Consider the following 23,710-nt stretch of genomic DNA (forward strand, 5'->3'; position numbering starts at 1 on the left):
CACATGGCTACCTTGCATACCCAGATCAACCCGCGTTCGGCGGAGTTTGCCGGCAACAGCGCGGCCATGCTCGAACAGGTTCAGGCCCTGCGCGGCCTGCTCGCCCAAGTCGCCCAGGGCGGCGGGCCCAAGGCCCAGGAGCGGCACACCTCGCGTGGCAAGCTGCTACCGCGCGAGCGTATCGACCGCCTGTTGGACCCGGGCTCGCCGTTTCTAGAGATTGGCCAGTTGGCCGCCCATGAGGTGTACGGCGAAGACGTGCCGGCTGCAGGCGTGATTGCCGGCATCGGCCGCGTCGAGGGCGTGGAATGCATGATCGTGGCCAACGACGCCACGGTCAAAGGCGGGTCTTATTACCCGCTGACCGTGAAGAAGCACCTGCGGGCGCAGACCATCGCCCTGCAGAACCGCCTGCCGTGCATCTACCTGGTGGACTCCGGCGGCGCCAACCTGCCGCGCCAGGACGAAGTGTTCCCCGATCGCGAGCACTTCGGGCGGATCTTCTTCAACCAGGCCAACATGAGCGCCTTGGGCATCCCGCAGATCGCCGTGGTGATGGGCTCGTGCACCGCTGGCGGCGCTTACGTGCCAGCCATGGCCGACGAAGCGATCATGGTGCGCCAGCAGGCGACCATCTTCCTCGCCGGCCCGCCGCTGGTAAAAGCCGCCACCGGTGAAGTGGTGAGCGCCGAAGACCTGGGCGGCGCCGATGTGCATTGCCGCACAAGCGGCGTGGCCGACCATTATGCCGACAACGACGAGCACGCCCTGGCCATCGCCCGGCGCAGTGTGGCTAACCTCAACTGGCATAAGCTGGGCAAGCTGCAGCGCCTGGCCCCGGTGGCGCCGTTGTATGCCGCCGACGAGCTGTATGGCGTGGTGCCGGCCGATGCCAAGCAACCGTTCGACGTGCGTGAAGTGATTGCACGGCTGGTCGATGGCTCGGTGTTCGATGAATTCAAGGCACTGTTCGGTAACACCCTGGTGTGCGGCTTCGCCCACCTGCATGGCTACCCGGTAGCGATCCTGGCCAACAACGGCATTCTGTTCGCCGAAGCGGCGCAAAAAGGCGCGCACTTCATCGAGCTGGCCTGCCAGCGTGGCATCCCGCTGTTGTTCCTGCAGAACATCACTGGCTTCATGGTCGGCAAAAAGTACGAAGAAGGCGGCATCGCCAAGCACGGCGCCAAGCTGGTAACTGCCGTGGCCTGCGCTCAGGTGCCGAAGTTCACGGTGATTATCGGAGGCAGCTTTGGTGCCGGCAACTACGGCATGTGTGGCCGTGCCTACGACCCGCGCTTCCTGTGGATGTGGCCCAACGCGCGGATTGGCGTGATGGGTGCAGAGCAAGCCGCCGGCGTGCTGGCCCAGGTCAAGCGCGAGCAAAGCGAGCGCAGTGGCCAGCCGTTCAGCGCCGAAGACGAAGCCAGGCTCAAGCAGCCGATCCTCGACCAGTACGAGCACCAGGGCCACCCCTACTACTCCAGCGCCCGCCTGTGGGACGACGGTGTCATCGACCCGGCACAAACCCGCGACGTGCTCGGCCTGGCGTTGTCTGCCGCGCTGAACGCACCAATCGAACAGAGCCGCTTCGGCATTTTCCGGATGTGACCCATGAGCGATTTCAGCACCCTCGAAGTGATCCGCGACCCGCGCGGCTTCGCCACCCTGTGGCTGAGCCGCGAGGACAAGAACAACGCCTTCAACGCACAGATGATCCGCGAGCTGATCGTCGCCCTCGACCAGCTGGCCGAAGATGCCGGCCTGCGCTTTGTGCTGCTGCGCGGCCGCGGCCGGCACTTCAGCGCCGGTGCCGACCTGGCCTGGATGCAGCAGTCGGCGCAGCTGGACTTCAACACCAACCTGGATGACGCTCACGAGCTGGGCGAGCTGATGTACGCCCTGCACCGTCTCAAGGCGCCAACCTTGGCCGTGGTGCAAGGTGCGGCCTTTGGTGGCGCACTGGGCCTGATCAGTTGCTGCGACATGGCCATTGGCGCCGAAGATGCCCAGTTGTGCCTGTCGGAAGTGCGCATTGGCCTGGCCCCGGCGGTGATCAGCCCGTTCGTGGTCAAGGCCATCGGCGAGCGCGCGGCGCGCCGCTATGCCCTCACCGCCGAGCGTTTCAGCGGCGTGCGCGCCCGTGAACTGGGCTTGCTGGCCGAGGTGTACCCGGCCAGCGAGCTGGACACGCAGGTCGAAGCCTGGGTAACCAACCTGCTGCAGAACAGCCCGCAAGCGCTGCGTGCCACCAAGGACCTGCTGCGCGAAGTGGACGACGGCGAGCTCAGCCCGGCCCTGCGCCGTTACTGCGAAAACACCATCGCCCGCATCCGCGTCAGCGCCGAAGGCCAGGAGGGCTTGCGCGCCTTCCTGGAAAAACGCCGCCCCGCCTGGCAAACCGACGACAAGAAGGAACCGCGCCCATGAGCCGCCCCGCTTTGACCACCCTGCTGGTCGCCAACCGCGGCGAAATCGCTTGCCGGGTAATGCGCACCGCCAAGGCCATGGGCCTGACCACCGTCGCCGTGCACAGCGCCACCGACCGTGACGCCCGGCACAGCCGCGAAGCCGATATCCGCGTCGACCTTGGCGGCACCAAGGCCGCCGAAAGCTACTTGCTGGTGGACAAGCTGCTGGCCGCTGCCAAGGCCAGTGGCGCACAAGCCATTCACCCAGGCTATGGTTTCCTGTCCGAGAACGCAGGCTTCGCCCGCGCCATCGAAGAAGCCGGCTTGATCTTCCTCGGGCCACCGGCCAGTGCCATCGACGCCATGGGCAGCAAGTCGGCAGCCAAGGCGCTGATGGAAGCCGCCGGGGTGCCACTGGTGCCGGGTTATCACGGCGAAGCCCAAGACCTGGACACCTTCCGCGCCGCCGCCGAACGCATCGGCTACCCGGTGCTGCTCAAGGCCAGTGCTGGCGGCGGTGGCAAGGGCATGAAAGTGGTCGAGGAAGAAAGCCAGCTGGCGGACGCCTTGGCCTCGGCCCAGCGTGAAGCGCAGTCATCGTTCGGCGATGCGCGCATGCTGGTGGAAAAGTACGTACTCAAGCCGCGCCACGTGGAAATCCAGGTATTCGCCGACCAGCACGGCAACTGCCTGTACCTCAACGAGCGTGACTGCTCGATCCAGCGCCGCCACCAGAAAGTGGTGGAAGAAGCCCCGGCGCCAGGCTTGTCAGCCGAATTGCGCCGGGCCATGGGTGAGGCGGCAGTACGCGCGGCCCAAGCCATCGGCTACGTGGGCGCCGGCACCGTGGAGTTCCTGCTCGACGCCCGTGGCGAGTTCTTCTTCATGGAGATGAACACCCGCCTGCAGGTGGAGCACCCGGTGACCGAGGCCATTACCGGGCTCGACCTGGTGGCTTGGCAGATTCGCGTGGCCTGCGGTGAAGCCCTGCCGATCACCCAGGCGCAGGTGCCGCTGATCGGCCATGCCATCGAAGTGCGCCTGTATGCCGAAGACCCGGCCAACGAGTTCCTGCCGGCGACCGGCACGCTGGCGCTGTACCGTGAGTCGGCACCTGGCGAAGGGCGACGGGTGGACAGTGGGGTCAGCGAGGGTGATGTGGTGTCGCCCTTCTACGACCCGATGCTGGGCAAGCTGATTGCCTGGGGCGAAGACCGCGAACAGGCCCGCCTGCGCTTGCTGGCCATGCTTGACGAGTTTGCCATTGGCGGGCTGAAGACCAACATCGCCTTCCTGCGTCGCATCCTGGCGCACCCGGCGTTTGCCGCAGCCGAGCTGGATACCGGCTTTATTCCGCGCCACCAGGACGTATTGCTGCCAGCGCCACAGGCGTTGCCGGCCAGCTTCTGGGAGGCAGCGGCCGAGGCCTGGCTGCAGGGCCAGGCCGGGCATGCGCGGGGTGACGACCTGCACTCGCCATGGGCCGAGCGCAACGGCTTGCGCTTGGGCCTGCCGGCGCGCAGCAGCTTGCACTTGGCGAGTGGCGGGGAGAACCAGGCGGTAGCCTTGGAACGTAGCGCCGCGTCCACCTGGCAGTTGCGGGGTGAGCAGCTGGTGCATGACCAGGCCGGCGTGCGCCGCCAGCATTTGGCGATCCGCCGCGGTGGCACGCTGTACCTGCACTGGGACGGCGAGATGCACGCCGTTGCAGCGTTTGACCCGATTGCCGAAGCAGAAGCCAGCCACAGCCACCAAGGCGGCCTGGGTGCGCCCATGAACGGCAGTATCGTGCGCGTGCTGGTGGAGCCTGGCCAGGTGGTGGAAGCGGGCACGGCGCTGGTGGTGCTGGAGGCCATGAAGATGGAGCACAGCATTCGCGCGCCGCATGGCGGGACGGTGAAAGCGTTGTTCTGCCAGGAAGGCGATATGGTCAGCGAAGGGACGGTGCTGGTCGAGCTGGTGGAGTGACCAAGGCTGCTTGGCTGGGGTTTTGTGGTGCCTGTGAGATCGAGCGCCGCCCGCGCGGCGCTTCGCGGGACAAGCCCGCTCCCACATCTGTTTCGGGCCAATTACTCCTGTGCCAGGTGGGTTGCCCGCCTTGTCTGTTCCATCCGAGATCCAGGTTAGTGTCGTTGCTCTGCATCAACCTTCAGCCGTGCACTCCGGGGGCGCGCGTCTATGGCGCAGGCGTGACTGGCCCGAAACAGATGTGGGAGCGGGCTTGTCCCGCGAAGCGCCGCGCGGGCGGCGCTCGATTTCAAAGGCAACCAGAATGTCGTGACGAGCACTTGGCAGCCGAAATGCATTCTGAAACCTATAAACAGATTCCATGCACCCGCATCCCCTCAGGCACGCTCCTGCCACTGGCCGCATTCATCGAGTCGTTTTCCACTACCAGCCAGAACGCATTGCCGCCGGGCATGTAGTCCGTTTGTTCGTGAACATTACTGATTTCAGGCAAAGGGCCATGCAAGTCAGCCGCTGGTGGTGCTGGAGGCCATGAAGATGGAGCACAGCATTCGTGCGCCGCATGGCGGGACGGTGAAGGTGTTGTTCTGCCAAGAAGGCGATATGGTCAGCGAAGGGACGGTGCTGGTCGAGCTGGTGGAGTGACCAAGGCTGCTTGGCTGGGGTTTTGTGGTGCCTGTGAGATCGAGCGCCGCCCGCGCGGCGCTTCGCGGGACAAGCCCGCTCCCACATCTGTTTCGGGCCAATTACTCCTGTGCCAGGTGGGTTGCCCGCCTTGTCTGTTCCATCCGAGATCCAGGTTAGTGTCGTTGCTCTGCATCAACCTTCAGCCGTGCACTCCGGGGGCGCGCGTCTATGGCGCAGGCGTGACTGGCCCGAAACAGATGTGGGAGCGGGCTTGTCCCGCGAAGCGCCGCGCGGGCGGCGCTCGATTTCAAAGGCAACCAGAATGTCGTGACGAGCACTTAGCAGCCGAAATGCATTCTGAAACCTATAAACAGATTCCATGCACCCGCACGACCACACCCAGAAACTCGCAACCCTCTTCACAGAGAACAGTCGGATAGCGCGTATTCAGCGGTTTGAGCATCTTGTCGCCGCCCTCCTCGACCAGTTGCCGCAACACTGCCGACCGCCCAGGCTGCCGCGCAATCACCAGCCTGCCTGGCTCTGCCGGCAGACCAGTATCCACCAGCACCCGCATCCCCTCAGGCACGCTCCTGCCACTGGCCGCATTCATCGAGTCGTTTTCCACTACCAGCCAGAACGCATTGCCGGCGGGCATGTAGTCCGTCTGTTCATGGAACTTGCTCGTGCCAGGTAAGGGCCCGTGCAAATCAGCCCATGCCAGCACCGGGAAGCGAAAGCTCGCATAAAGCAACGCTTCGGCCGACACCGGCTGCTCCGCCGCATAACGCCCAGGCGCTTCACGCACAAGGTCACGCTCAACCACCATGACCTGGGCTTCCAGAAATACCAGCCCAAGCTTTTCCAGCTTTTCATTGATGGTTTCCAGCGTCGGCCGCCGCGTGCCGCGCAGCCAATGCCCTACGCCGCCCTGGGTCATACCCAGGCGTTCGGCCAGCTTGAGCTGGCTGAGCCCGTGTTCGCGCTTGTAGCGCTTGAGAAATGCGTTCCAGTTTTCCATGAGCGGCAACAATACGGACTGTATTACCAGCTTCAATACACACTCTGAATTATTTGTGACAAGCACAACAATACAGATTGACCTATCTTCTGATTTCATTGTGTTTGAAGGGAAATCAGTAGGTATCGCGATGAAACAACCGAAAACGACGAAACAGATCTCGACAGCGAAGCCGCCCGCCGCGCCCTCGACTACTACCTCAACCCCAACCCGCCACGGCCCACCCTCGACAACAAGATCTGGACCCTGCACGAGGGTGTCACCGCCGACCAGGCCCAGGAGCACGCCATCGCCCTGCTGCGCTGCGCCGCCGCCACCGCCCAGGAAACCGCCACCCACCAGCAGGGTAGCCAGCGCGAGCTGACGTTCGCCCTGATGCACATGATGGATATGGCCCGCGCGCTGCTGGAACACAAACGCACCGTGCCCCCGAGCTTGTAGACCGCAAAAGAAGGGAGAGAACGTGATGGCCGCGTAACGGCAAAGGCCCCGATTGCCGGGACAAGGAGGCGCACCGGTAAAAGATTTTTTACCGGAGTAGCGAAAATTCATTTGACTGGCAAATGATAACCATTATTATTGCGCTCAGCTGATCGCGAGATCCGCTGGATAACCTGGAGCTTAGGTCGCTCTCAGATTATCTCCTCATCAGGCTAATCACGGTTTTTGACCCGGCTTATTGCCGGGTCTTTTTTTTGGCTCTTCAGGCTAATGAAGATCGTGATGGCGCGCATGATAGCAAAGGTGTTTCAGGGCGTGAACGCTCGTTACAAAACTTTGCGGAATTAGCACTTGAGAATCAATCTCGTTTCGCCTACGCTGATCTCGCATCAAGGACGATGCCCCCACCCCCTCCCCTGTGTAGAGCAAGGAGCTGTCCATGACCCGTCTGCTACTGCCCCTTGAGCACCCACCCGTTGTGGCTGAACACGATGCCGATGATGCCTTGCTGCATGCACTCAAGCGCCTGCCACGGCGGGTTCAACAAGTGTTCTTGCTCAACCGCCTCGACCAATTGGGCTTCGCCAGCATCGCTACCCGCCTTGAACTGCCAGTGGCGAGCATCGAGCGCTACATGGGCCAGGCGCTACAGGCCGGCCGCCCGCGCCGGGATGTGCTGGCGAGCGTTGCCGGGCGATGGTATGTGCGCTTGCAGAGCCCACAGGTGACCGCATGCGAGCGAATCGACTTCCGCCGCTGGCTGGATGCGGACACCGGGAATTTGCAGGCGTTTCACGAAACGGAACTGCGCTGGCGCAGCTTGTTGGCACCGGCACGGCAGCTAGGCCAGGACGGCTGGTACCGGCACGGTCGGGCGGCGCTGTCGTTGGGGGGCTGTTCGGTTGCCGTCGGGTTGGGTGTGGCGGTGTTGGTGCTGTTTGGCTTCTGGGCCTGATAACATCCCAGCTCACGAAGGCGGCAGAGCCCACCGCCCTCAGTAAGTGAAATCATGACCTAGCTGGCCCTGCACCCATTCAAGAAATTGTCGAACCCTGTGGGTGTCAGCATGGCCCCGAGGAAACACCAGATGGTGTGCACTGACCGGTGTCGCCAGGTCGTCTGCGAACACCGGCACCAACGTACCCCGAGCGATGTAGTCCTGGGCCAGCAAGGAGCTCTCCAAGGCCAGCCCGTAGCCGTGGCTGGCGGCCTCTAGGCTCATGTAGGAGCGATCGAAGCTCAGTGCGTACGGCGTTTGAGGCAACGCCACACCTTGCTGGGCAAACCATTGGGGCCATTGCACCAACGCGGCTTCCGACAAGATCAGGTTGTGCCCCAGCAAGTCGCCAGGCTGCCTGACCGGTGTGCGCTCGAGAAGCGTTGGCGAAGCCAGCACCGTGGCACGCTCATGCCGAATGGTGCGCACCTCGAGGCTGGGCCAGTTGGGGTAGCCGTGGCGGATATCCAGGTCGATCTGATGGCGGCCAAAGTGCAGTGACTCGTAGGAGCACGACAGGTTGATCTGGATGTGCGGGTGGCTGTTACGAAAGTGGTCCAGACGCGGCAGCAGCCAGAGCAGGCCGAAGCTAGGCGCAGAATGCAGCCGCAAGCAATCGAAACCCACCGAACTACCGGCGCGCTCGGTGGCCGTGGCCAAGCTCTGCAATATGCCTGACACCTCGCGCAGGTACTGCTCGCCTGCCGGGGTGAGGGCAACACCGCGCGCCTCGCGAATGAACAATGGCCGACCGATCAAGGCTTCCAGATTTGCAATCTGGTGACTGACCGCCGAGGGGGTGAGGTTCAACTGCTCGGCGGCACGGGCAACGTTGCCGAAGCGGGCGACTTGTTCAAAGGCCTGAATGGCTTTCAGCGAGGGGATGGGTGGAGATTTTCGAAGGGTGTCCAGGCTCATGACCATTCCTGAAAGGTTTGCAGCGGTACCAAGGCTTGTACCTTCGCATAAGCCCCGGGCACAAGCCGAGGGCTGAATTTTTTTCAGCATCGGGTGAAAGAGGCAGCGTTGCTTGGGCTGCCGCCTGGCACGAAGCTGTGCCTATCGGTTCTGCCGGAACCGTCGCTCACAACAATAATCAGCGGGAGCCACTTCGATGCTGTTAACAGGAAAATTTGCCGTGATCACTGGCGCGGCCTCTGCCCGAGGTATCGGCCGGGCAACCGCCCAGGCGTTTGCCGACCAGGGCGCCAAAGTCGCGATCCTGGACCTGGACGCTACTGCCGCAGCCGAGGCGGCCGCGTCAATGGGCGAAGGCCACCTTGGCCTGGCGGCCAACGTTGCCGATGAAGCCCAGGTGCGTGATGCCATCGCCCAGGTACTCGCGCACTTCGGTCGGATCGACGTGCTGGTCAACAACGCCGGCATCACCCAACCGGTGAAAACCCTGGACATCACCGGGGCGGACTATGACCGGATTCTCAACGTGAACCTGCGTGGCACACTGTTGATGTCCCAGGCGGTGATCCCCACCATGCGTGCGCAACGCGCCGGCAGCATCATCTGCATGTCCTCGGTGTCTGCCCAACGGGGTGGGGGTATCTTCGGTGGCCCCCACTACAGCGCAGCGAAGGCTGGCGTGCTGGGTTTGGGCAAGGCGATGGCCCGCGAGCTGGGGCCGGACAACATTCGCGTCAACTCGATCACCCCAGGCCTGATTCACACCGACATCACCGGCGGCCTGATGCAGGACGAGCGCCGTCACGCCATCATCGAAGGCATCCCGCTGGGCCGCCTGGGTGAGGCGCGGGATGTTGCCAATGCGGCATTGTTCCTGGCCAGTGACCTGTCCAGCTACCTGACGGGCATTACCCTGGATGTCAACGGCGGGATGCTGATCCACTGAGCACCCGCTGCACCGTGACCGGCGCCCGAGCCCGGCGCAGGTCACGCGTTCGATAACAACAAGAGATCAGAACGAAATGACCACACTCGCGCTCGACGCGGCAGCCGCCGCTCGCAGCAGCGCCTACCGTAAAACGGCCTGGCGACTGATGCCTTTTCTCATGCTCTGCTACCTGTGCGCCTACCTGGACAGGGTCAATGTCGGCTTTGCCAAGCTGCAGATGATGGACGACCTGGCCCTGTCCGAAGCGGTCTATGGCTTGGGCGCCGGCATGTTCTTCATTGGCTATTTCCTCTGCGAAGTGCCCAGCAACATCATCCTGCACAAGGTCGGCGCTCGGCGCTGGATCGCCCGTATCATGATCACCTGGGGCATCATCTCGGCGATGTTCGCCCTAGTGGAGACCGCCTGGCAGTTCTATGCCCTGCGCTTCTTGCTGGGGATCGCTGAGGCAGGCCTGGCGCCGGGGCTGCTGCTGTACCTGACCTACTGGTTCCCGTCTTACCGCCGGGCAAAGATGACCGCGCTGTGGTTCATCGCCATCCCGCTCTCGGGCATGATCGGCGGCCCGCTGTCGGGCTGGATCATGGAGCGCTTTGCCGGCGTGCACGGGTGGGCGGGCTGGCAGTGGATGTTCCTGCTAGAAGCCATCCCCACCGTGCTGGTGGGCATCCTGGTGTTGAGCTACCTGAAGGACGGCGTTGACCAGGCGCACTGGCTGAGCGATGAAGAAAAAGCCCTGGTACGCAAGGAACTGGCTGAGGACGAGCAACACAAGGTCAAGCACGGCTCGGTAGCGGACTTTGTTCGCGACCGGCGGCTCTGGTTGTTGGCCGGCATCTACTTCTGCGTGGTGATGGGCCAGTACGCGATCACCTTTTGGCTACCCACACTCGTGCGCAATGCCGGTGTCAGCGAACCCTTGCACATCGGCCTACTGACCAGCCTGCCCTATCTGTGCGCCATCGTCGCAATGCTGTTGGCCGGGCGCAGTGGCGACCGCCACCGTGAACGCCGCTGGCACCTGGCAATCCCCATGCTGTTCGGTGCACTGGGTCTGAGCCTGGCGGCAGCACTGGGCAGCAGCCTGACACTGTCGATCCTCAGCCTGTGCCTCGCTGCGGCAGGGGTGCTGTCCGCCTCTTCGCTGTTCTGGATGCTGCCCACCACGTTGCTGGGCGGGGTTTCGGCAGCAGCCGGCATTGCTGCGGTGAACAGTTTTGCCAACCTCGCCGGGTTCTTCTCGCCCTACCTGATCGGCTGGGTCACCACCACGTTGGGCAGCAATGCCATCGGCATGTATCTCATCACCGCGGTACTCGTGTTTGGCGCCTTCCTGGTGTCGCGAGTGCCGGCTCATCTGGTCAACCGTTGATTCGAAAAGGAGTCACCCCAATGACTGCTGTGCCTACCTACACTGAGGCGCTGCCGCTGGCTGTGCGCGCTCGCAATATCCGCCGCCACGCATTGCGCATGGGCCAAGTCCAGGGCCAGGGCTATGTCGGCCAGGCCCTTGGCGCCGCCGACTTGCTGGCAGTAGCGTATTTCCATGCGCTGCGCCTTGACCCCAGCAACCCCGAATGGGAGCAGCGCGACCGGTTCTACCTGTCCATCGGGCACTACGCGATCGCCCTCTATGCCGCATTGATCGAGGCCGGTGTCATCCCTGAGGCAGAGCTGGAAACCTACGGTAGCGATGACAGCCGCCTGCCGATGTCCGGTATGGCGGCCTACACCCCGGGGATGGAGATCACCGGTGGCTCGCTCGGCCACGGGCTGGGCATCGCCGTCGGCGCTTGCCTCGGGCTCAAACGCAAGGGGTCGGACAGCTGGGTGTACAACCTGCTGTCCGATGGCGAACTGAACGAAGGCTCGACCTGGGAGGCCGCCATGTCGGCCAGCCATTGGCGCCTGGACAACCTGATCGCCATCATCGATGTGAACAACCAGCAGGCCGATGGCCATGCTAGCGAGGTGCTGTCCTTCGAGCCGATCGTCGACCGCTGGCAGGCCTTCGGCTGGTTCGTGCAACGGGTGGATGGTAACGACCTGGGCGCCCTGGTCGACGCCTTCGACCAAGCCCGCGCCCATTCGGGCGCACAACCGCGCGTGATCATCTGCGATACCCGCATGGGCAAAGGCGTGCCTTTCCTGGAAAACCGCGACAAGACGCACTTCATTCGCGTCGATGAAAACGAATGGGACCTCGCCCTCAAAGCGCTGGACGCCGGGAGCCAAGCATGAGCACTGTAAACTCACCGAAGAAACGCCTGACCACCTCGGCGATGATCGCCTCGATTGCTGCCGACGGCCAACCGACCCGCCCTGCCCCGTTCGGCCATGCCTTGGCCAGCCTGGCCGAGCAACGCGACGATATTGTCGGGCTGAGCGCCGATCTGTCCAAATACACCGATTTGCACATCTTCGCCAAAGCCCACCCCGAGCGCTTCTACCAAATGGGCATGGCCGAGCAGTTGCTGATGAGCGCTGCCGCCGGCATGGCGAGGGAAGGCATGACCCCCTTTGCTACCACTTATGCGGTGTTCGCTTCGCGTCGGGCTTATGACTTCATCTGCATGGCGATCGCAGAAGAGAACCTCAACGTCAAGATCGTCTGTGGGCTGCCTGGCCTGACCACCGGTTATGGCCCGAGCCACCAGGCCACCGATGACCTGGCCATCTTCCGGGCGATGCCCAACCTGATGATCGTCGACCCCTGCGATGCGCTGGAAATCGAACAGGCCGTGCCAGCGATCGCCGCCCATCAAGGCCCGGTTTACATGAGGCTGCTACGTGGCAACGTACCCTTGGTGCTGGACCGCTACGACTACCGGTTTCAACTGGGTAAGGCCCAGGTGTTGCGCGGTGGTCGAGACGTGCTGCTGATTGCCAGCGGCCTGATGACCATGCGCGCACTCGAGGCTGCAGAGCAATTGCAAAAGGACGGCGTGGACGTGTCGGTGCTGCACGTGCCGACCATCAAGCCCCTCGACGAACAGACCCTCCTCGCCGAGGCCCGCAAGCCAGGGCGCCTGGTGGTCACAGCGGAGAACCACTCGATTATCGGGGGCCTGGGTGAGGCTGTAGCGGGCGTGCTGCTGCGCAATGGCGTTACCCCCACTTTCCGCCAGATCGCGCTGCCGGATGCATTTCTCGATGCAGGGGCATTGCCGACGCTGCATGACCGCTACGGGATTTCCACGAACGCGGTGTCGAAGCAGATCAAGGGGTGGTTGTAGCCGAGCCTGTTCCCGGCGCTACCGGAAAAGGCGCGAAGGCAGCATGAAGCCTGTTGGCGGGCTTGCCCGTGAAACAGGCCACGCCGCGGATGGCACCGGCTTCGCCGGTGTTCGCGGGTGCTGGATCATGCGTTTCGGGACGTATGAAGCAGTTCATGCGTCAGGACGAGAAGCGGGAATGGCCCGTGTCCGCATTGAGGCAATTTCCGAGACTAGAGTGGATTCCCGACTCCACTCAGCATGTCGCTCGTCATCACTGGACCTCCCGAGACGGACTAAGTGAATAGTCCTTGTGGATAATCTCTCCCTGTTACTCTCGGCTTTGCACCCCATGACAAACCTACCCATCGGCCTTCAGCGGGTACGATGCGCCTTCAGCGTGTGCGAAGGCAACTCGCCAAAACGCTCCTTGTACTCCTTGGAAAACCGGCCGAACTGCTGAAAACCGTAATCCATGGCAATACTCGAGACCTTCTCCGAAGCGCGTGCCTGGGTCAGGCGCACACGTACCTGTTCAAAGCGTAACTGGCGGTAATACGCCATCGGCGTCATACCGTAATGGGTATGAAAATCACGATACAGGCGCTCGCGTGAAACCCCAGCAGCGTGCTCGAGATCTTCGAGCGTCAGTGGCGCTTCAAGGGACGCATTGAACAGCGCTTCCAGCTGGGCCAAGTACTGCGGACGCCCGGTTTGCCGCGCGTGCAATTCATCAAAATAATTATGCCGTTGAGAGAACAGCAGGCTCGTGACCAAACTGCCTTCAAAGTTGCTCCACACTTCGGGCAGGTCGCACAAAGAGTTCTCGGCCTGCAGCATCGCCTGAACACTTTCTGCAAGCTTCCACCACTCTTGCATCGCCCCTTCCACATACACCATGGGTTCGAAAATTATCGGCTGCGCAATTTGCCGACCCAGCAACTTCGCTAGCTTTGCCTCCAGCGCGCTGCGCGAGAGCTTGACCATTTTCTTTCGGCACTTCTCACCAATGGTCATGCGCATGGGCTGGTTGGGCGAGAGCACCACGCCCACGGATGGGTTGGAAACGAAGGCCTTGCCCTGATGCTCGATGCTTTGCTCCCCGAACACGGGCAAGTTGATGCTGTAGCTTTCTTGCAAGTCCTGGATCTTGACGCTCACCAAAGTCGAATATTCGATTTCCCCGATAGCGGCATTGCCAATGATCGTGCCGTGATGACGAAAATCCAGCTCGCTAGGCTTGGGCACGTCAAGGTCATGTGGCCCGTTGATGTTCAACATCCACTGTACGGCTTGCGCGGGCGTGTTGAGAACGGTTGAGAACTGCTGACGACTGGCATTGTTTTTATTGTGGGGGTAACGCATGGCATTTCCTCATGGAGCTCGAACCGCGAACGTCTGATTTATGCGCTTTGGCGGTAGCACGCAGGGCCACGCTATTTCTCACACGCGCCCACGTCAAGCACCATCAGTCCAGCCGGCGGCCAGCTGAAAGTCGCAAAACTGCATAGCAATCACGTGTTAGCCGAATAGTGCCGGGGCGGGCTGGGGGGTTTAATCAAGCCATTCCCGCAGCAAGCAAAGGTCAGACTCCATGAGCACCAAATCAATTGCCCAGTGGCAGGACTTCATCAAGGGCTGCCTCGACTTTCGCCCCGTGGAGGGCGTGTACCGCATCGCCCGTGACATGTTCACTGAGCCGGCGCTGTTCGATCTCGAGATGGAGCTGATTTTCGAGAAAAACTGGATCTATGCGTGCCACGAAAGCGAAATCGCCGAAAAGCACGACTTCGTCACCCTGCGCGCCGGCCGACAGCCGCTGATCATCACCCGCGACGGCGACGGCCAGCTCAACGCGCTGATCAACGCCTGTCAGCATCGTGGTACCACCTTGACCCGCGTCGGCAAGGGCAACCAATCGACCTTTACCTGCCCCTTCCATGCCTGGTGCTACAAAAGCGACGGGCGCCTGGTCAAGGTCAAGGCGCCGGGTGAATACCCGGAAAACTTCGACAAGGCCACTCGCGGCCTGAAAAAAGCCCGCATCGAAAGCTACAAAGGCTTTGTCTTCGTCAGCCTCGATATCCACGGCAAGGATTCGCTGGAAGATTTCCTGGGCGACGCACGGGTGTTCTTCGACATGATGGTTGCGCAGTCCAGCACTGGCGAGCTTGAAGTGCTGCCGGGCAAGTCGTCCTACACCTACGACGGCAACTGGAAGCTGCAGAACGAAAATGGCCTGGACGGTTATCACGTCAGCACCGTGCACTACAACTACGTCGCCACCGTGCAGCATCGCCAGCAGGTCAACGCCGAGAAAGGCCTGACCGCCAGCGGCACCCTGGACTACAGCAAACTGGGGGCCGGTGACAAGGAAACCGACGATGGCTGGTTTGCCTTCCACAACGGCCATAGCGTGCTGTTCAGTGACATGCCCAACCCAGCCGTGCGCCCCGGCTACGCCGCGATCATGCCGCGCCTGGTTGAAGAGCATGGCCAGGACAAGGCCGAATGGATGATGCACCGCCTGCGCAACCTGAACATCTACCCCAGCATGTTCTTCCTCGACCAGATCAGTTCGCAGCTGCGCATCATCCGCCCACTGGCCTGGAACAAAACCGAGATCCACAGTTTTTGCCTGGGCGTCAAAGGTGAGTCCGACGCCGACCGCGAGAACCGCATCCGCCAGTTCGAGGATTTCTTCAACGTCTCGGGCCTTGGTACGCCAGACGACCTGGTGGAGTTTCGTGAAGCGCAACGCGGTTTCCAGGCGCGCCTGGAGCGCTGGAGCGACATTTCCCGCGGCAGCGACAAATGGGTCGAAGGCCCTACCCGCAACAGCGAGACCATCGGCATCGCCCCGGCCCTGACCGGCACCGAGTTCACCCACGAAGGCCTGTACGTCAACCAACATGGCAACTGGCAGCGCTTCCTGCTCGAGGGCCTGGCCCGCAAGGCCGAAGAACAACAATCCCTCAAGCTCAAAGAGGTGTGAACATGAATGGCGAACTGCAATACCGCGTCGAACAGTTTTTCTACCGTAACGCCGAGGCCTGCGATGCCCAGGACTGGGATGCCTACCTGGCGATGTTCAGTGAGGACAGCGAATTTCACCTGCCGCAGTGGGATTCGGAGCACGTCTACACGCTTGACCCAAAGAAAGGCATGTCGCTGATCTACTACACCAACCGCGGCGGGCTGGAAGATCGGGTGTTTCGCATTCGCACCGGCAAAGCGGCTTCGACCATTCCCATGCCGCGCACCCTGCACCTGATCAGCAACGTGCGCATTGCCCCGCTGGAAGGGGGTGAGCTGGAAGTGAAGGTCAACTGGCACACGTTGTACTACCGCCTGCAGAACGCCGAGCAATTCTTCGGCCGCGCCACCTACCGCCTGCGGCCCCACGGCGACAGCTGGAAGATTGCCCGCAAGCATGTGGTGCTGCTCAACGACACGATCAATTCGGTGCTCGATTTCTACCATCTTTGACTGGGCGGGTTAGCCATCATGACGTACAAGGTTGCCTTTAACTTTGCCGATGGAAAAACACTGTTCTGCACCGTTCAGGGCAACGAAGTGCTGCTGGATGCGGCGCTGCGTGCAGGCATCAAGATTCCGCTGGATTGCCGCGAAGGGGTGTGCGCCACCTGTCAGGGCCGCTGTGAGTCGGGGCAGTACACCCAGGACTATGTGGACGACGAGGCGCTCTCGGCCAAAGACCTTGCCCAGGGCAAAGTGCTGACCTGCCAGACGCGCGTGCAGTCGGACGCAGCGTTCTATTTCGATTTCGACTCCACGCTTTGCCATGGCGCGGGCACCCATGAACAACGCGGCACTGTCAGCGCCGTGGTGCAGGTTTCGCCGACCACGGCGATTCTTCATGTGGATGCCAGCGCGGCAGCGCAGCGCCTGGATTATCTGCCCGGCCAGTACGCCCGCATTCAGGTCCCAGGCACCGATCACAAACGTTCGTACTCCTTCGCCAATCAGCCCAACAGCGCTAACCAGTTGCAGTTCTTGATTCGCCTGCTGCCCGACGGGGTGATGAGCAACTACGTGCGTGAACGTTGCCAGGTTGGCGATGAGTTGCTATTCGAGGCGCCGTTGGGCGCCTTCTACCTGCGCCACATCACCCGGCCTCTGGTGATGGTTGCCGGCGGTACCGGCCTGTCGGCGTTCCTCGGCATGCTCGACGAGATTGCCGAACGTGGTGGGTGTGGCCAACCCGTGCATCTTTACTACGGCGTTCGCCAGGCGGCGGACCTCTGCGAATTGGAGCGGATCGCGGGCTACGCCAAGCGCATTGCAGGCTTCAGCTTCACCCCGGTGATCAGCGACGCCGACCCGCTGTGGCACGGCAAGTGCGGCTATGTCACGCAACATTTCGACTTGCCGAGCCTGCACGCCACGCCGTTCGACATGTACCTGTGCGGGCCGCCGCCGATGGTCGAGTCGGTGAAAAACTGGCTGAATGAGCAAGGCTTGGAAAACAGCCACCTCTACTACGAAAAATTCGCCCAGAGCAACACCTGAGCCCTCAGGGAGCATTGTTCGAATGCCGAACCGCCGCTTGGCGGTTCGGTTTTTTCTGTTGAACCTGCCTTCAACGCAAGAGACTGCGCCATGCCAAACAACACCGCTGAATACCAATACGTCACCGGGCAGTATCGCCCCAGCTTCACCGCGCTGTTCGAGCAATACCAATTAGCCAACGACCAGGTACTACGCGAGCGCCCCTGGGCTTTGGACGTGCGCTACGGTCTACATCCCAGGCAGACCCTGGATGTGTGCTTTGCCAAAGGCAGCGCCAAAGCCAACCTGGTGTATCTGCATGCCGGCTACTGGCAGTCGCGGGACAAGGTGCAGTTTCGCTTTATCGCCTCGGCGCTGAGTGCACGCGGCTATAACGTCGCCCTACTGAACTACCCACTGTGCCCTGATGTAGCTGTCGAGCAAATAGTCGCCAGCGTTAGCCACGGTTTACTGTTCAGCCTCACGACACTTGCGGCCAGTGACCAGCGGTTGCCGCTGATAGTTGCCGGGCATTCGGCGGGGGGACACCTTGCGGTCGAGTTGGCCATGGCGCAAACCGCGCTCGCGCCGCAGCAGCGCCCTATCGCAGCGATAGTCCCGATCAGCGGGATCTACGATTTAGCGCCGCTGCTGGAAACCAGCCTGAATGACAAACTACGCCTGGACATGCGCCAGGCGCAGGCTTGCTCGCCACTGGCCCGCGTGAGCGGTGATCTGGTGCCGGCAGCTTTTGTCGTCGGGGGTGAGGAAACGCCAGCGTTTCTTGAGCAGAACCGCAACATGATGGAGGCATGGACGCTGACAGGTAGCCCGGCGATCTGCCTGGAGGTCGCAGGCCGTGATCATTTCACGGTTTTGCAGGAGTTCGCGGGGCCGGGCGGCATGCTGCTTGGGCTGATCGACAACCTGTACCAAGCAGTCTGCCCTACTACTGAAACAGCCTGATGCATGAACGCGGCCGCCCCTGAGGGCGGCCTGCGAGTCACTAGAACTTGAAGGTGTAACTGGTAATCAAGCGGTTCTCCTGGTAATCCATCCCTGCGGCCGCAGCGTTGCCATAGCGGGTCTTGACGTCGATGTTGCGCCACTCGAACGCAACGCCCTGCAGCGGGCCACTCTGCACCACGTAGCTGATGAAGAGATTGCGCTCGCTCTCGACGTTCTGGTCCAGGGCATTGTTGCCACGATCGATACCGGTGCCGCGCAGGTAGCGGGTCATCAGCTTCAGGCCCGGCACACCGTAGCCGGCAAAGTCCAGGTCGTAACGCAACTGCCATGAGCTTTCGTTGGGTTTGACGAAGCCGACGGCAGACCAGTTCACCAGGTAGGGTTGCGGCGCATAGCCATTGAGGGTGGGGAATGTGCTTTCGCCAAGCATGCGCTGATAACCGACCGAGACGGTGTGCGAGTTTTTCCTCAGGCTGCTGAGCAAACCGTAGGAATGGTTGTCGATGTTGCCATACAGGGCCTGCCCATCCTCCTTGTTGTCGAAATAGCGTAAATCGGTCTTCAACGCGAAACCATTACCCAGGTCGTTGCTCTGGGTGAGGCCTAGGTATTGCTGCTGATAGATATCTTCCAGTTGCCCATAGAAGTAGGTAGCCGAAAGGCGCGGGGTGAATGCGTAGCTGGCGCCGGCGAAGTTCAGCCCATCGCTGGTGCGGCGCGGGCCATTGGGCCCGGTGAACAGGTACATCTTTTCGCGATTGGAAGACTCGCGGCTGCTGATTTCGGTAAAGCGCCCGCCCGTCAGGACCAAGCCGTCCACTTCCCGCGACTCCAGCAACAGACCGTGGTAAGTGGTAATCAGTTGCCGCGTATCGTCGATGAAGGCAACCGGCAGCAATGGCCGGTGCTCGCCCACTTTCAGCTCGGTCTTGGAATAGCGCAGTTTGCCGGTCAAGGCCGCGCGGCCGTAGTCGTGTACCGGTTGGCCTTTGCTGTCATCGTAGGGAATGACGCTATCCGGCCCGCGACCGCCGCCGCCATCAAGGCGATAGGCATACTGCCCCGACACATCGAGCCCGAACTGCACGGGGCCTTCGGTGTAACCAGAGATCGCCCGAAAATCGAAGCCCTGGGTCCAACTCCCGATCCGTGACTGTGGCGCCCCGGTTTGTTTGAAGTCGCGATCCAGGTAGAAGTTGCGCAGCCCCAGACTGATCTGGCGGTCTTTCACGAAGTCTGCCTGGGCAGAAATCGGCACGAACATCCCCATCAAGCCCGCGGCAACGCCGCTGGCCAGCCAATTTTTATGGAACATCGAGGTGAGCCCTTCTGAGGAGTGCAAAGCACAGCCGTGGAAGCAGATCAGTGGGCCGAAAGGCAGCGTTCGGGCACTCGACCTACCTTGTTATTGTTATGACCACTTACGGCATCGGAGGGGCCCGCCGGTGCGTGCGCGCGCGCGTAGGCGCAACCTTGTGTCGCGCCTACGCGGGGCGGGAGCGAGCCCCCGGTGCGTCAGGCAAAACGCTTCTGGAGTTTCTTCGCTGTACGGTCAGGGTTAAGGCAAAAGATGCTGACAAAGCCCACGACCACCAGATAACAACCAATGTAGGCGAACGAAGCATTCATCCCTTCGGCCAGCCGTGCAGTCATTTCCATGCTCTGTGGCGCGCCCTTGCCCGCTTGCAGGTAACCTGCCCGCTCCATCAAAAAGCCGACCATGACCGGCGCTACGATGCCGCCTAGCGACGCTACGGCCGTCAGCGTCGCCATCACCGCCCCACGTTGCTTGGAAGCCACGCAAAAGGCCACTGCCGTTGGCGCGAGCGGAAAGGTCATCGCCAACCCTGCGGCAACAACCAGCACGGTGACTGCGGCGTACCCTTGCAGGTGCGGAAGAATCAAAAAGCACACCCCGGACAGCAGCAGGACCAGGCCGAACGAGGCCCCCAAAGACAGGTAAACCGAAACCCCGCGGCGCATCATTACCCGTGACGCATAACCCAGCACACCCAAGGTCAGCGCGCCGAACAACCACGGAAAGGTCGATACCAGCCCGACCATCTCGGGTGATAGCGACACCACCGCCCCCAGGTAACGGGGCGACCAAGTGGTCAGGAAGCCCTGCGCCCAGAAGCAACCGGCACCGGCCAGCGTGGCAATGATGAACATCCGCGAGCAGAACACTCGGAAAATAGGCACCTGTTTAAGCGTGTCGGCGTTTTCTGCAATGCTTGCTCGCTCCTTGCCAGGGGCTTGGTCTTGCGCGGGTTCCGCGCCTTGAGCGCCCTCCTGATGCTTGCCCTTCAGATGGCTGTAAGGGCCCTCCTTGGCGACCAGCAGCCAGAGTACCGACCAAATGAAACCGACCAACCCGAGAAAACCGAATGCCCAGCGCCAGCCCCACTGCGGGTGGGCGATGATATAGGCCAGGATTGGCGCTGCAACGATCGGCCCCAAGGTAGAGCCAATGGCCACCAGCGTGCTAGGCAAACCGCGCTCCCGCGCGGGGAACCAACCGTGCACATGGTGCAAGGTCGTCGGCGTAGCGGGCCCTTCGGCGGCACCAAGCACGATGCGGGTCACCAGCAGTACTGCAGCGCCGCCGCCAAACAGTATCGGAAACTGCAACACCGACCACAGCACGCCCATGGTCAACAAGATCCAGCGGGTAGGCACCCTCGCCGCGAGAAAACCTACACACACTGCACTGATTGCAAACAGAAAGAAAAAAGCACTGCCGATAAAACCGAACTCACTCGCCGACAAACCGAGCTCACGCATCGCAGGCTCGGCAACCAATCCCAGAACAGCCTTATCGGCAAAGTTGATCATTTGAAAGATCACCAGCATGCCGGTGATCAACCAGGCGCGGCGGTTCATCTGCCCCGTGGCGACCGCAGCACGCAGTGTATGAGGCGGATATGCGGTTTGAGTCAGCTCTGTCATGTTCACACCTCGGCGGCTTCAGACGCATGCAACACAGTGTTTGGGGAGGCTACAGTGGCAGTGCCGCCAACGCGGAAGCTGTCGTTATCCTCTGCTGCGCAAACCATGCCATTGAAGTCACGGCGGGCGGCCCGGAGCATTTTTTCGATGTCTGCCGCGCCCGGCACATTCGGCACGATATGGTGCAGGATCAATTGGCTGACACCGGCTGCCTGCGCCACCTTGCCGACCTGCTCGTACGAGGTGTGCGACTCCTCAAGGTGCACGGCAATACCTTGGCGAGTCGGCCCTTCGGGGAAGGTCGCGAGAATAGCATCCAGGTCGATGACTTCATGCAGCAGCACGTCGGCTCCCTGGGCCAGGCGGATGCAGTTTTGCGAATAGGTGGTGTCACCGGAAATCACCACCGAGCCGTATTGGCTATCGATACGGAAACCGAAGGCGGGGTAGCAGAGGCGGTGATCGACCAGAATGGCCGATACCACGACTTTTTCGTCTCGGTAAACTTCGAAGGGGTCCATGGCCGGGTGACGGGCCAGCACGGGGTCCGCCTTGGCTTCGGCCGGTACTTCGATGTCGTGGCCATACACCCACTGGCTGGGGCTGGAGCGCCCTTCGTCGGCCATGCGAATGGCGACGTCAGAGGCGAATACCCGGTTGATCAACGCATCCACCACATCCGCCGTGCCGACCATCGGGTGGTCGCCGCCGCAGCAACCGGGCACCACCGGGTGATCACTGTGACTATGCAGGGCCGGTACGCGCGGTGGTTTGGCCGGGCCATAAACGTGAATCGGCTGGCTGAAAGACTCGCCCGGTACCTGCCAGCCGGTCAGCAAATAAGAGCCCAGGTCGTAAATATGATCAGAATGGTGATGGGTGATGAAGATCGCGCGTAATTGATCCCACGTGCAATGCGAGCGGTAGTTACGAATACTGCCCATGCCACAGTCAAACACGTAGGAACAGCCATCAACTACAACCGCTGTCGAGATACCGGCGCGGCTGGCAGATACGACTGGACCACCACCCGTGCCGAGCGTGTGAACAGTCATTCCGGAATGATTTGCCTGGCTCATTGGACTACCTTTTTATTCTAATTAATTAACGATGCGGGTTATTGCCAAATCAATCTAATTCAGGAACTGGGTATATCACTATGCGGTTTTCGCTGGGTTTATATTCATTTCTGCTTTGTGCCAACAGCCACCCCCGGCGGGATGGCTGAGCCACAGGATCATTCGAAATTGGGCGACGTACCGGGCTTGGCAAACAGGATGTTGCGCAGCCCAGACAGCCGGACCACCTCTTCGGGGCTGGCCTGGTTGTGCAGCTCATCGAACAGGCTGGACAGGTCGTTACCCGGGCTTACCCAGAACAACCCGCGGGCGGGTTTGTCGGCATCGATGCGGTACCCGTGGCTCGAACCGCGCGGCCAGCAGACATAATCGCCCGGCTTGGCGGTAGTCCACTCGCCATCTTTGTACAGCGAATACTCGCCTTCCAGAACGAACACATGCTCATCCTGGATCGGGTGCGTATGCGGCGGGATGAAACTGCCGGGCGGGTCATAGGTCAACCAGGCAAAACTGCTTTGGTCATCCCCGCCCAGAATCGGCCAATACGAAGTACCCAAGACGTTCCAGACTTTACGGCCGATCATGGATTTTATGTCGTCAACACCAAAAGGCAGTGGCACGTTTTGCGCTGAGTGCAAGTTATCTGACGTCATCTAGTTCACCTCGTTAAAATATAATGGGTCGGATGTTTTACTCAGCCTGACCTTAGCCAACTGCCCGGCGTGCGGGCTATGCAGATATTCGATTAACGCTGTGCTTTTTTAGTAAGACCACTGCCAAGAAGTGCATAGGGTTCAGCAAGAACTGCGCTAGCCAAGCAAGCAAAACCATTCAGAATGGCAACGCAGGCGGTCGAACGACTGCACAACACCGGCGTTTGAATAGAAGGTTCGCTGCCATGCTGCATCCACCCACTGAAAAAACGCTTAAAGCCAGATTCCGTCAGGTCTTAGCACTGGCCGATGGCTGCGAGCCCGACCCGCGCTTCACGCTCGCCAATGAACGCACCTTTCTGGCCTGGATTCGCACAGCCCTTGCCCTGCTGGCCAGCGGCATCGCACTGGATGCACTGCCGCTGGGGCTGTTGGCCGGGCGCCCACAAATGCTGCTGTCCTATGCCCTGACTGGCATGGCGCTGCTGCTCAGCGTCAGTGCAACCCTACGCTGGCTCAATGTCGAGCGCGCCCTGCGCCATCGGCAAGCGCTTCCGTACCCAATCCTGGCACCGCTGTTGGGCGTGTTCGGGCTGATCGTTTCCACCTTGCTGTTACTGCCTTGAAGACACCCTACATGGCCCTGCATGACGACCACGGCCTGCAGCCCGAGCGCACGGCGCTGACCTGGGAGCGCACGGTACTGTCCACCCTGGTATTGGGATGCATCGTTTTTCGTCATGACTTGGCACATAACCTTGCCATGACCACGCTCTTGCTCATGGCATTGGCTATCGGCTTGGGCTACTCGCTGTTGATCAGCGGCGGCTATCGCAGGTCGGCGCGGCATATCCGCGAAGAACGCTCGGCACCCCGGCTGGGCACTGTGCTGGCATTGGGGTTGGGCGTTACGGTGCTGAGTATTGCAGCATTGTACGGCGCTTGATCGGCGACGCTGGTCAGGGGCAGCGATACCAGCCAAACGCTGCGAACCCGACCAG

Annotated in this window: 22 protein-coding genes and 2 pseudogenes; 16 read left to right on the forward strand and 8 right to left on the reverse strand. The window is 61.5% G+C overall.

Annotation, left to right across the window (positions count from 1 at the left end; all coding sequences use genetic code 11):
- Positions 1 to 3: 3 nt before the first annotated feature.
- The 3 genes from DV532_RS16275 to DV532_RS16285 are packed head-to-tail and all read left to right on the forward strand — an operon-like array spanning position 4 to position 4,379.
- Entirely contained in the window at positions 4 to 1,611 is a 1,608-nt protein-coding gene (locus tag DV532_RS16275) for a carboxyl transferase domain-containing protein (RefSeq protein ID WP_056803172.1), read from the forward strand.
- Positions 1,612 to 1,614: 3 nt separating this feature from the next.
- Positions 1,615 to 2,430 (forward strand): gamma-carboxygeranoyl-CoA hydratase, encoded by an 816-nt coding sequence (locus DV532_RS16280; RefSeq protein WP_056803176.1) that lies wholly within the window; start codon positions 1,615 to 1,617, stop codon positions 2,428 to 2,430.
- A complete protein-coding gene (locus DV532_RS16285; protein WP_056803179.1) occupies positions 2,427 to 4,379 on the forward strand; it encodes an acetyl/propionyl/methylcrotonyl-CoA carboxylase subunit alpha in 1,953 nt (650 codons plus the stop codon). Before DV532_RS16280 ends, DV532_RS16285 begins: the two co-directional genes overlap by 4 nt.
- A gap of 364 nt (positions 4,380 to 4,743) precedes the next feature.
- On the opposite strand, the pseudogene DV532_RS30955 reads toward DV532_RS16285, so the two are convergent.
- Positions 4,744 to 4,890 (reverse strand): annotated as a pseudogene (locus DV532_RS30955) (Cro/Cl family transcriptional regulator); the annotation flags it as partial.
- Here DV532_RS30955 and DV532_RS16295 point away from each other — a divergent pair.
- A pseudogene (locus tag DV532_RS16295) lies at positions 4,881 to 5,024 on the forward strand (acetyl-CoA carboxylase biotin carboxyl carrier protein subunit); the annotation flags it as partial. The pseudogenes DV532_RS30955 and DV532_RS16295 overlap by 10 nt on opposite strands.
- 346 nt (positions 5,025 to 5,370) lie before the next feature.
- Here DV532_RS16295 and DV532_RS16300 read toward each other — a convergent pair.
- Positions 5,371 to 6,027 (reverse strand): LexA family transcriptional regulator, encoded by a 657-nt coding sequence (locus tag DV532_RS16300; RefSeq protein ID WP_056805322.1) that lies wholly within the window; start codon positions 6,025 to 6,027, stop codon positions 5,371 to 5,373.
- Between the two features lie 114 nt (positions 6,028 to 6,141).
- Here DV532_RS16300 and DV532_RS30960 point away from each other — a divergent pair, with 114 nt between their 5' ends.
- Together DV532_RS30960 and DV532_RS16310 are read left to right on the forward strand one after the other, a co-directional pair.
- Complete coding sequence (locus DV532_RS30960; RefSeq protein WP_082477135.1) at positions 6,142 to 6,468, forward strand: DUF6124 family protein; 327 nt, start codon at positions 6,142 to 6,144, stop codon at positions 6,466 to 6,468.
- Positions 6,469 to 6,907: 439 nt separating this feature from the next.
- Positions 6,908 to 7,423, forward strand: a complete 516-nt coding sequence (locus DV532_RS16310; RefSeq protein WP_056803182.1) for a DUF4880 domain-containing protein — start codon at positions 6,908 to 6,910, stop codon at positions 7,421 to 7,423.
- A gap of 39 nt (positions 7,424 to 7,462) precedes the next feature.
- On the opposite strand, the gene DV532_RS16315 is transcribed toward DV532_RS16310, so the two are convergent.
- Positions 7,463 to 8,383 carry a LysR substrate-binding domain-containing protein gene (locus DV532_RS16315; RefSeq protein WP_056803185.1) on the reverse strand — a complete coding sequence of 307 codons (921 nt, stop codon included), beginning with the start codon at positions 8,381 to 8,383 and terminating at the stop codon, positions 7,463 to 7,465.
- Positions 8,384 to 8,579: 196 nt separating this feature from the next.
- Here DV532_RS16315 and DV532_RS16320 point away from each other — a divergent pair, with 196 nt between their 5' ends.
- The 4 genes from DV532_RS16320 to DV532_RS16335 all read left to right on the forward strand — a co-directional run bounded on the left by DV532_RS16320 (position 8,580) and on the right by DV532_RS16335 (position 12,568).
- Positions 8,580 to 9,329, forward strand: a complete 750-nt coding sequence (locus DV532_RS16320; protein WP_056803188.1) for an SDR family NAD(P)-dependent oxidoreductase — start codon at positions 8,580 to 8,582, stop codon at positions 9,327 to 9,329.
- A 76-nt stretch (positions 9,330 to 9,405) separates the two neighbouring features.
- Positions 9,406 to 10,704: an MFS transporter gene (locus tag DV532_RS16325; protein ID WP_056803191.1), complete on the forward strand. Its 1,299-nt coding sequence runs from the start codon at positions 9,406 to 9,408 to the stop codon at positions 10,702 to 10,704.
- A 20-nt stretch (positions 10,705 to 10,724) separates the two neighbouring features.
- Positions 10,725 to 11,573, forward strand: coding sequence for a transketolase (locus DV532_RS16330; RefSeq protein ID WP_056803195.1), 849 nt, complete (start codon positions 10,725 to 10,727; stop codon positions 11,571 to 11,573).
- Positions 11,570 to 12,568, forward strand: coding sequence for a transketolase family protein (locus DV532_RS16335; protein WP_056803200.1), 999 nt, complete (start codon positions 11,570 to 11,572; stop codon positions 12,566 to 12,568). Before DV532_RS16330 ends, DV532_RS16335 begins: the two co-directional genes overlap by 4 nt.
- 354 nt (positions 12,569 to 12,922) lie before the next feature.
- On the opposite strand, the gene DV532_RS16340 is transcribed toward DV532_RS16335, so the two are convergent.
- A complete protein-coding gene (locus DV532_RS16340) occupies positions 12,923 to 13,912 on the reverse strand; it encodes an AraC family transcriptional regulator (protein WP_056803203.1) in 990 nt (329 codons plus the stop codon).
- A 229-nt stretch (positions 13,913 to 14,141) separates the two neighbouring features.
- Between DV532_RS16340 and antA the strand changes: the two genes are divergently transcribed.
- The 4 genes from antA (at position 14,142) to DV532_RS16360 (ending at position 18,025) form a co-directional block, all read left to right on the forward strand.
- Positions 14,142 to 15,542 carry an anthranilate 1,2-dioxygenase large subunit gene (gene antA / locus DV532_RS16345; RefSeq protein WP_056803206.1) on the forward strand — a complete coding sequence of 467 codons (1,401 nt, stop codon included), beginning with the start codon at positions 14,142 to 14,144 and terminating at the stop codon, positions 15,540 to 15,542.
- 2 nt (positions 15,543 to 15,544) lie between these two features.
- On the forward strand, positions 15,545 to 16,036 hold the full coding sequence (gene antB, locus DV532_RS16350; protein WP_056803209.1) for an anthranilate 1,2-dioxygenase small subunit: 492 nt from the start codon (positions 15,545 to 15,547) through the stop codon (positions 16,034 to 16,036).
- Positions 16,037 to 16,054: 18 nt separating this feature from the next.
- The gene (gene antC / locus DV532_RS16355) at positions 16,055 to 17,080 is read left to right on the forward strand and encodes an anthranilate 1,2-dioxygenase electron transfer component AntC (RefSeq protein WP_056803213.1); all 1,026 of its coding nucleotides are present in this window, start codon (positions 16,055 to 16,057) and stop codon (positions 17,078 to 17,080) included.
- 90 nt (positions 17,081 to 17,170) lie between these two features.
- The gene (locus tag DV532_RS16360) at positions 17,171 to 18,025 is read left to right on the forward strand and encodes an alpha/beta hydrolase (protein ID WP_056803214.1); all 855 of its coding nucleotides are present in this window, start codon (positions 17,171 to 17,173) and stop codon (positions 18,023 to 18,025) included.
- Positions 18,026 to 18,065: 40 nt separating this feature from the next.
- Here the strand turns inward: DV532_RS16360 and DV532_RS16365 are convergent, their stop codons facing one another.
- The 4 genes from DV532_RS16365 to DV532_RS16380 form a co-directional block, all read right to left on the reverse strand.
- Positions 18,066 to 19,343 carry an OprD family porin gene (locus tag DV532_RS16365; protein WP_056803219.1) on the reverse strand — a complete coding sequence of 426 codons (1,278 nt, stop codon included), beginning with the start codon at positions 19,341 to 19,343 and terminating at the stop codon, positions 18,066 to 18,068.
- A 200-nt stretch (positions 19,344 to 19,543) separates the two neighbouring features.
- Positions 19,544 to 20,977: an MFS transporter gene (locus DV532_RS16370; protein ID WP_056803222.1), complete on the reverse strand. Its 1,434-nt coding sequence runs from the start codon at positions 20,975 to 20,977 to the stop codon at positions 19,544 to 19,546.
- 2 nt (positions 20,978 to 20,979) lie between these two features.
- Positions 20,980 to 22,056 carry an MBL fold metallo-hydrolase gene (locus DV532_RS16375; protein WP_082477051.1) on the reverse strand — a complete coding sequence of 359 codons (1,077 nt, stop codon included), beginning with the start codon at positions 22,054 to 22,056 and terminating at the stop codon, positions 20,980 to 20,982.
- 158 nt (positions 22,057 to 22,214) lie between these two features.
- Positions 22,215 to 22,709 carry a cupin domain-containing protein gene (locus DV532_RS16380; RefSeq protein WP_056803225.1) on the reverse strand — a complete coding sequence of 165 codons (495 nt, stop codon included), beginning with the start codon at positions 22,707 to 22,709 and terminating at the stop codon, positions 22,215 to 22,217.
- A gap of 245 nt (positions 22,710 to 22,954) precedes the next feature.
- Between DV532_RS16380 and DV532_RS16385 the strand changes: the two genes are divergently transcribed.
- Together DV532_RS16385 and DV532_RS16390 are read left to right on the forward strand one after the other, a co-directional pair.
- Positions 22,955 to 23,335: a YidH family protein gene (locus DV532_RS16385; protein WP_056803227.1), complete on the forward strand. Its 381-nt coding sequence runs from the start codon at positions 22,955 to 22,957 to the stop codon at positions 23,333 to 23,335.
- 11 nt (positions 23,336 to 23,346) lie between these two features.
- Positions 23,347 to 23,655: a DUF202 domain-containing protein gene (locus DV532_RS16390; protein ID WP_056803230.1), complete on the forward strand. Its 309-nt coding sequence runs from the start codon at positions 23,347 to 23,349 to the stop codon at positions 23,653 to 23,655.
- Positions 23,656 to 23,710 lie beyond the last annotated feature (55 nt).

The sequence above is a fragment of the Pseudomonas sp. Leaf58 genome (genome assembly GCF_003627215.1).
In the GTDB taxonomy this organism is placed as follows: domain Bacteria; phylum Pseudomonadota; class Gammaproteobacteria; order Pseudomonadales; family Pseudomonadaceae; genus Aquipseudomonas.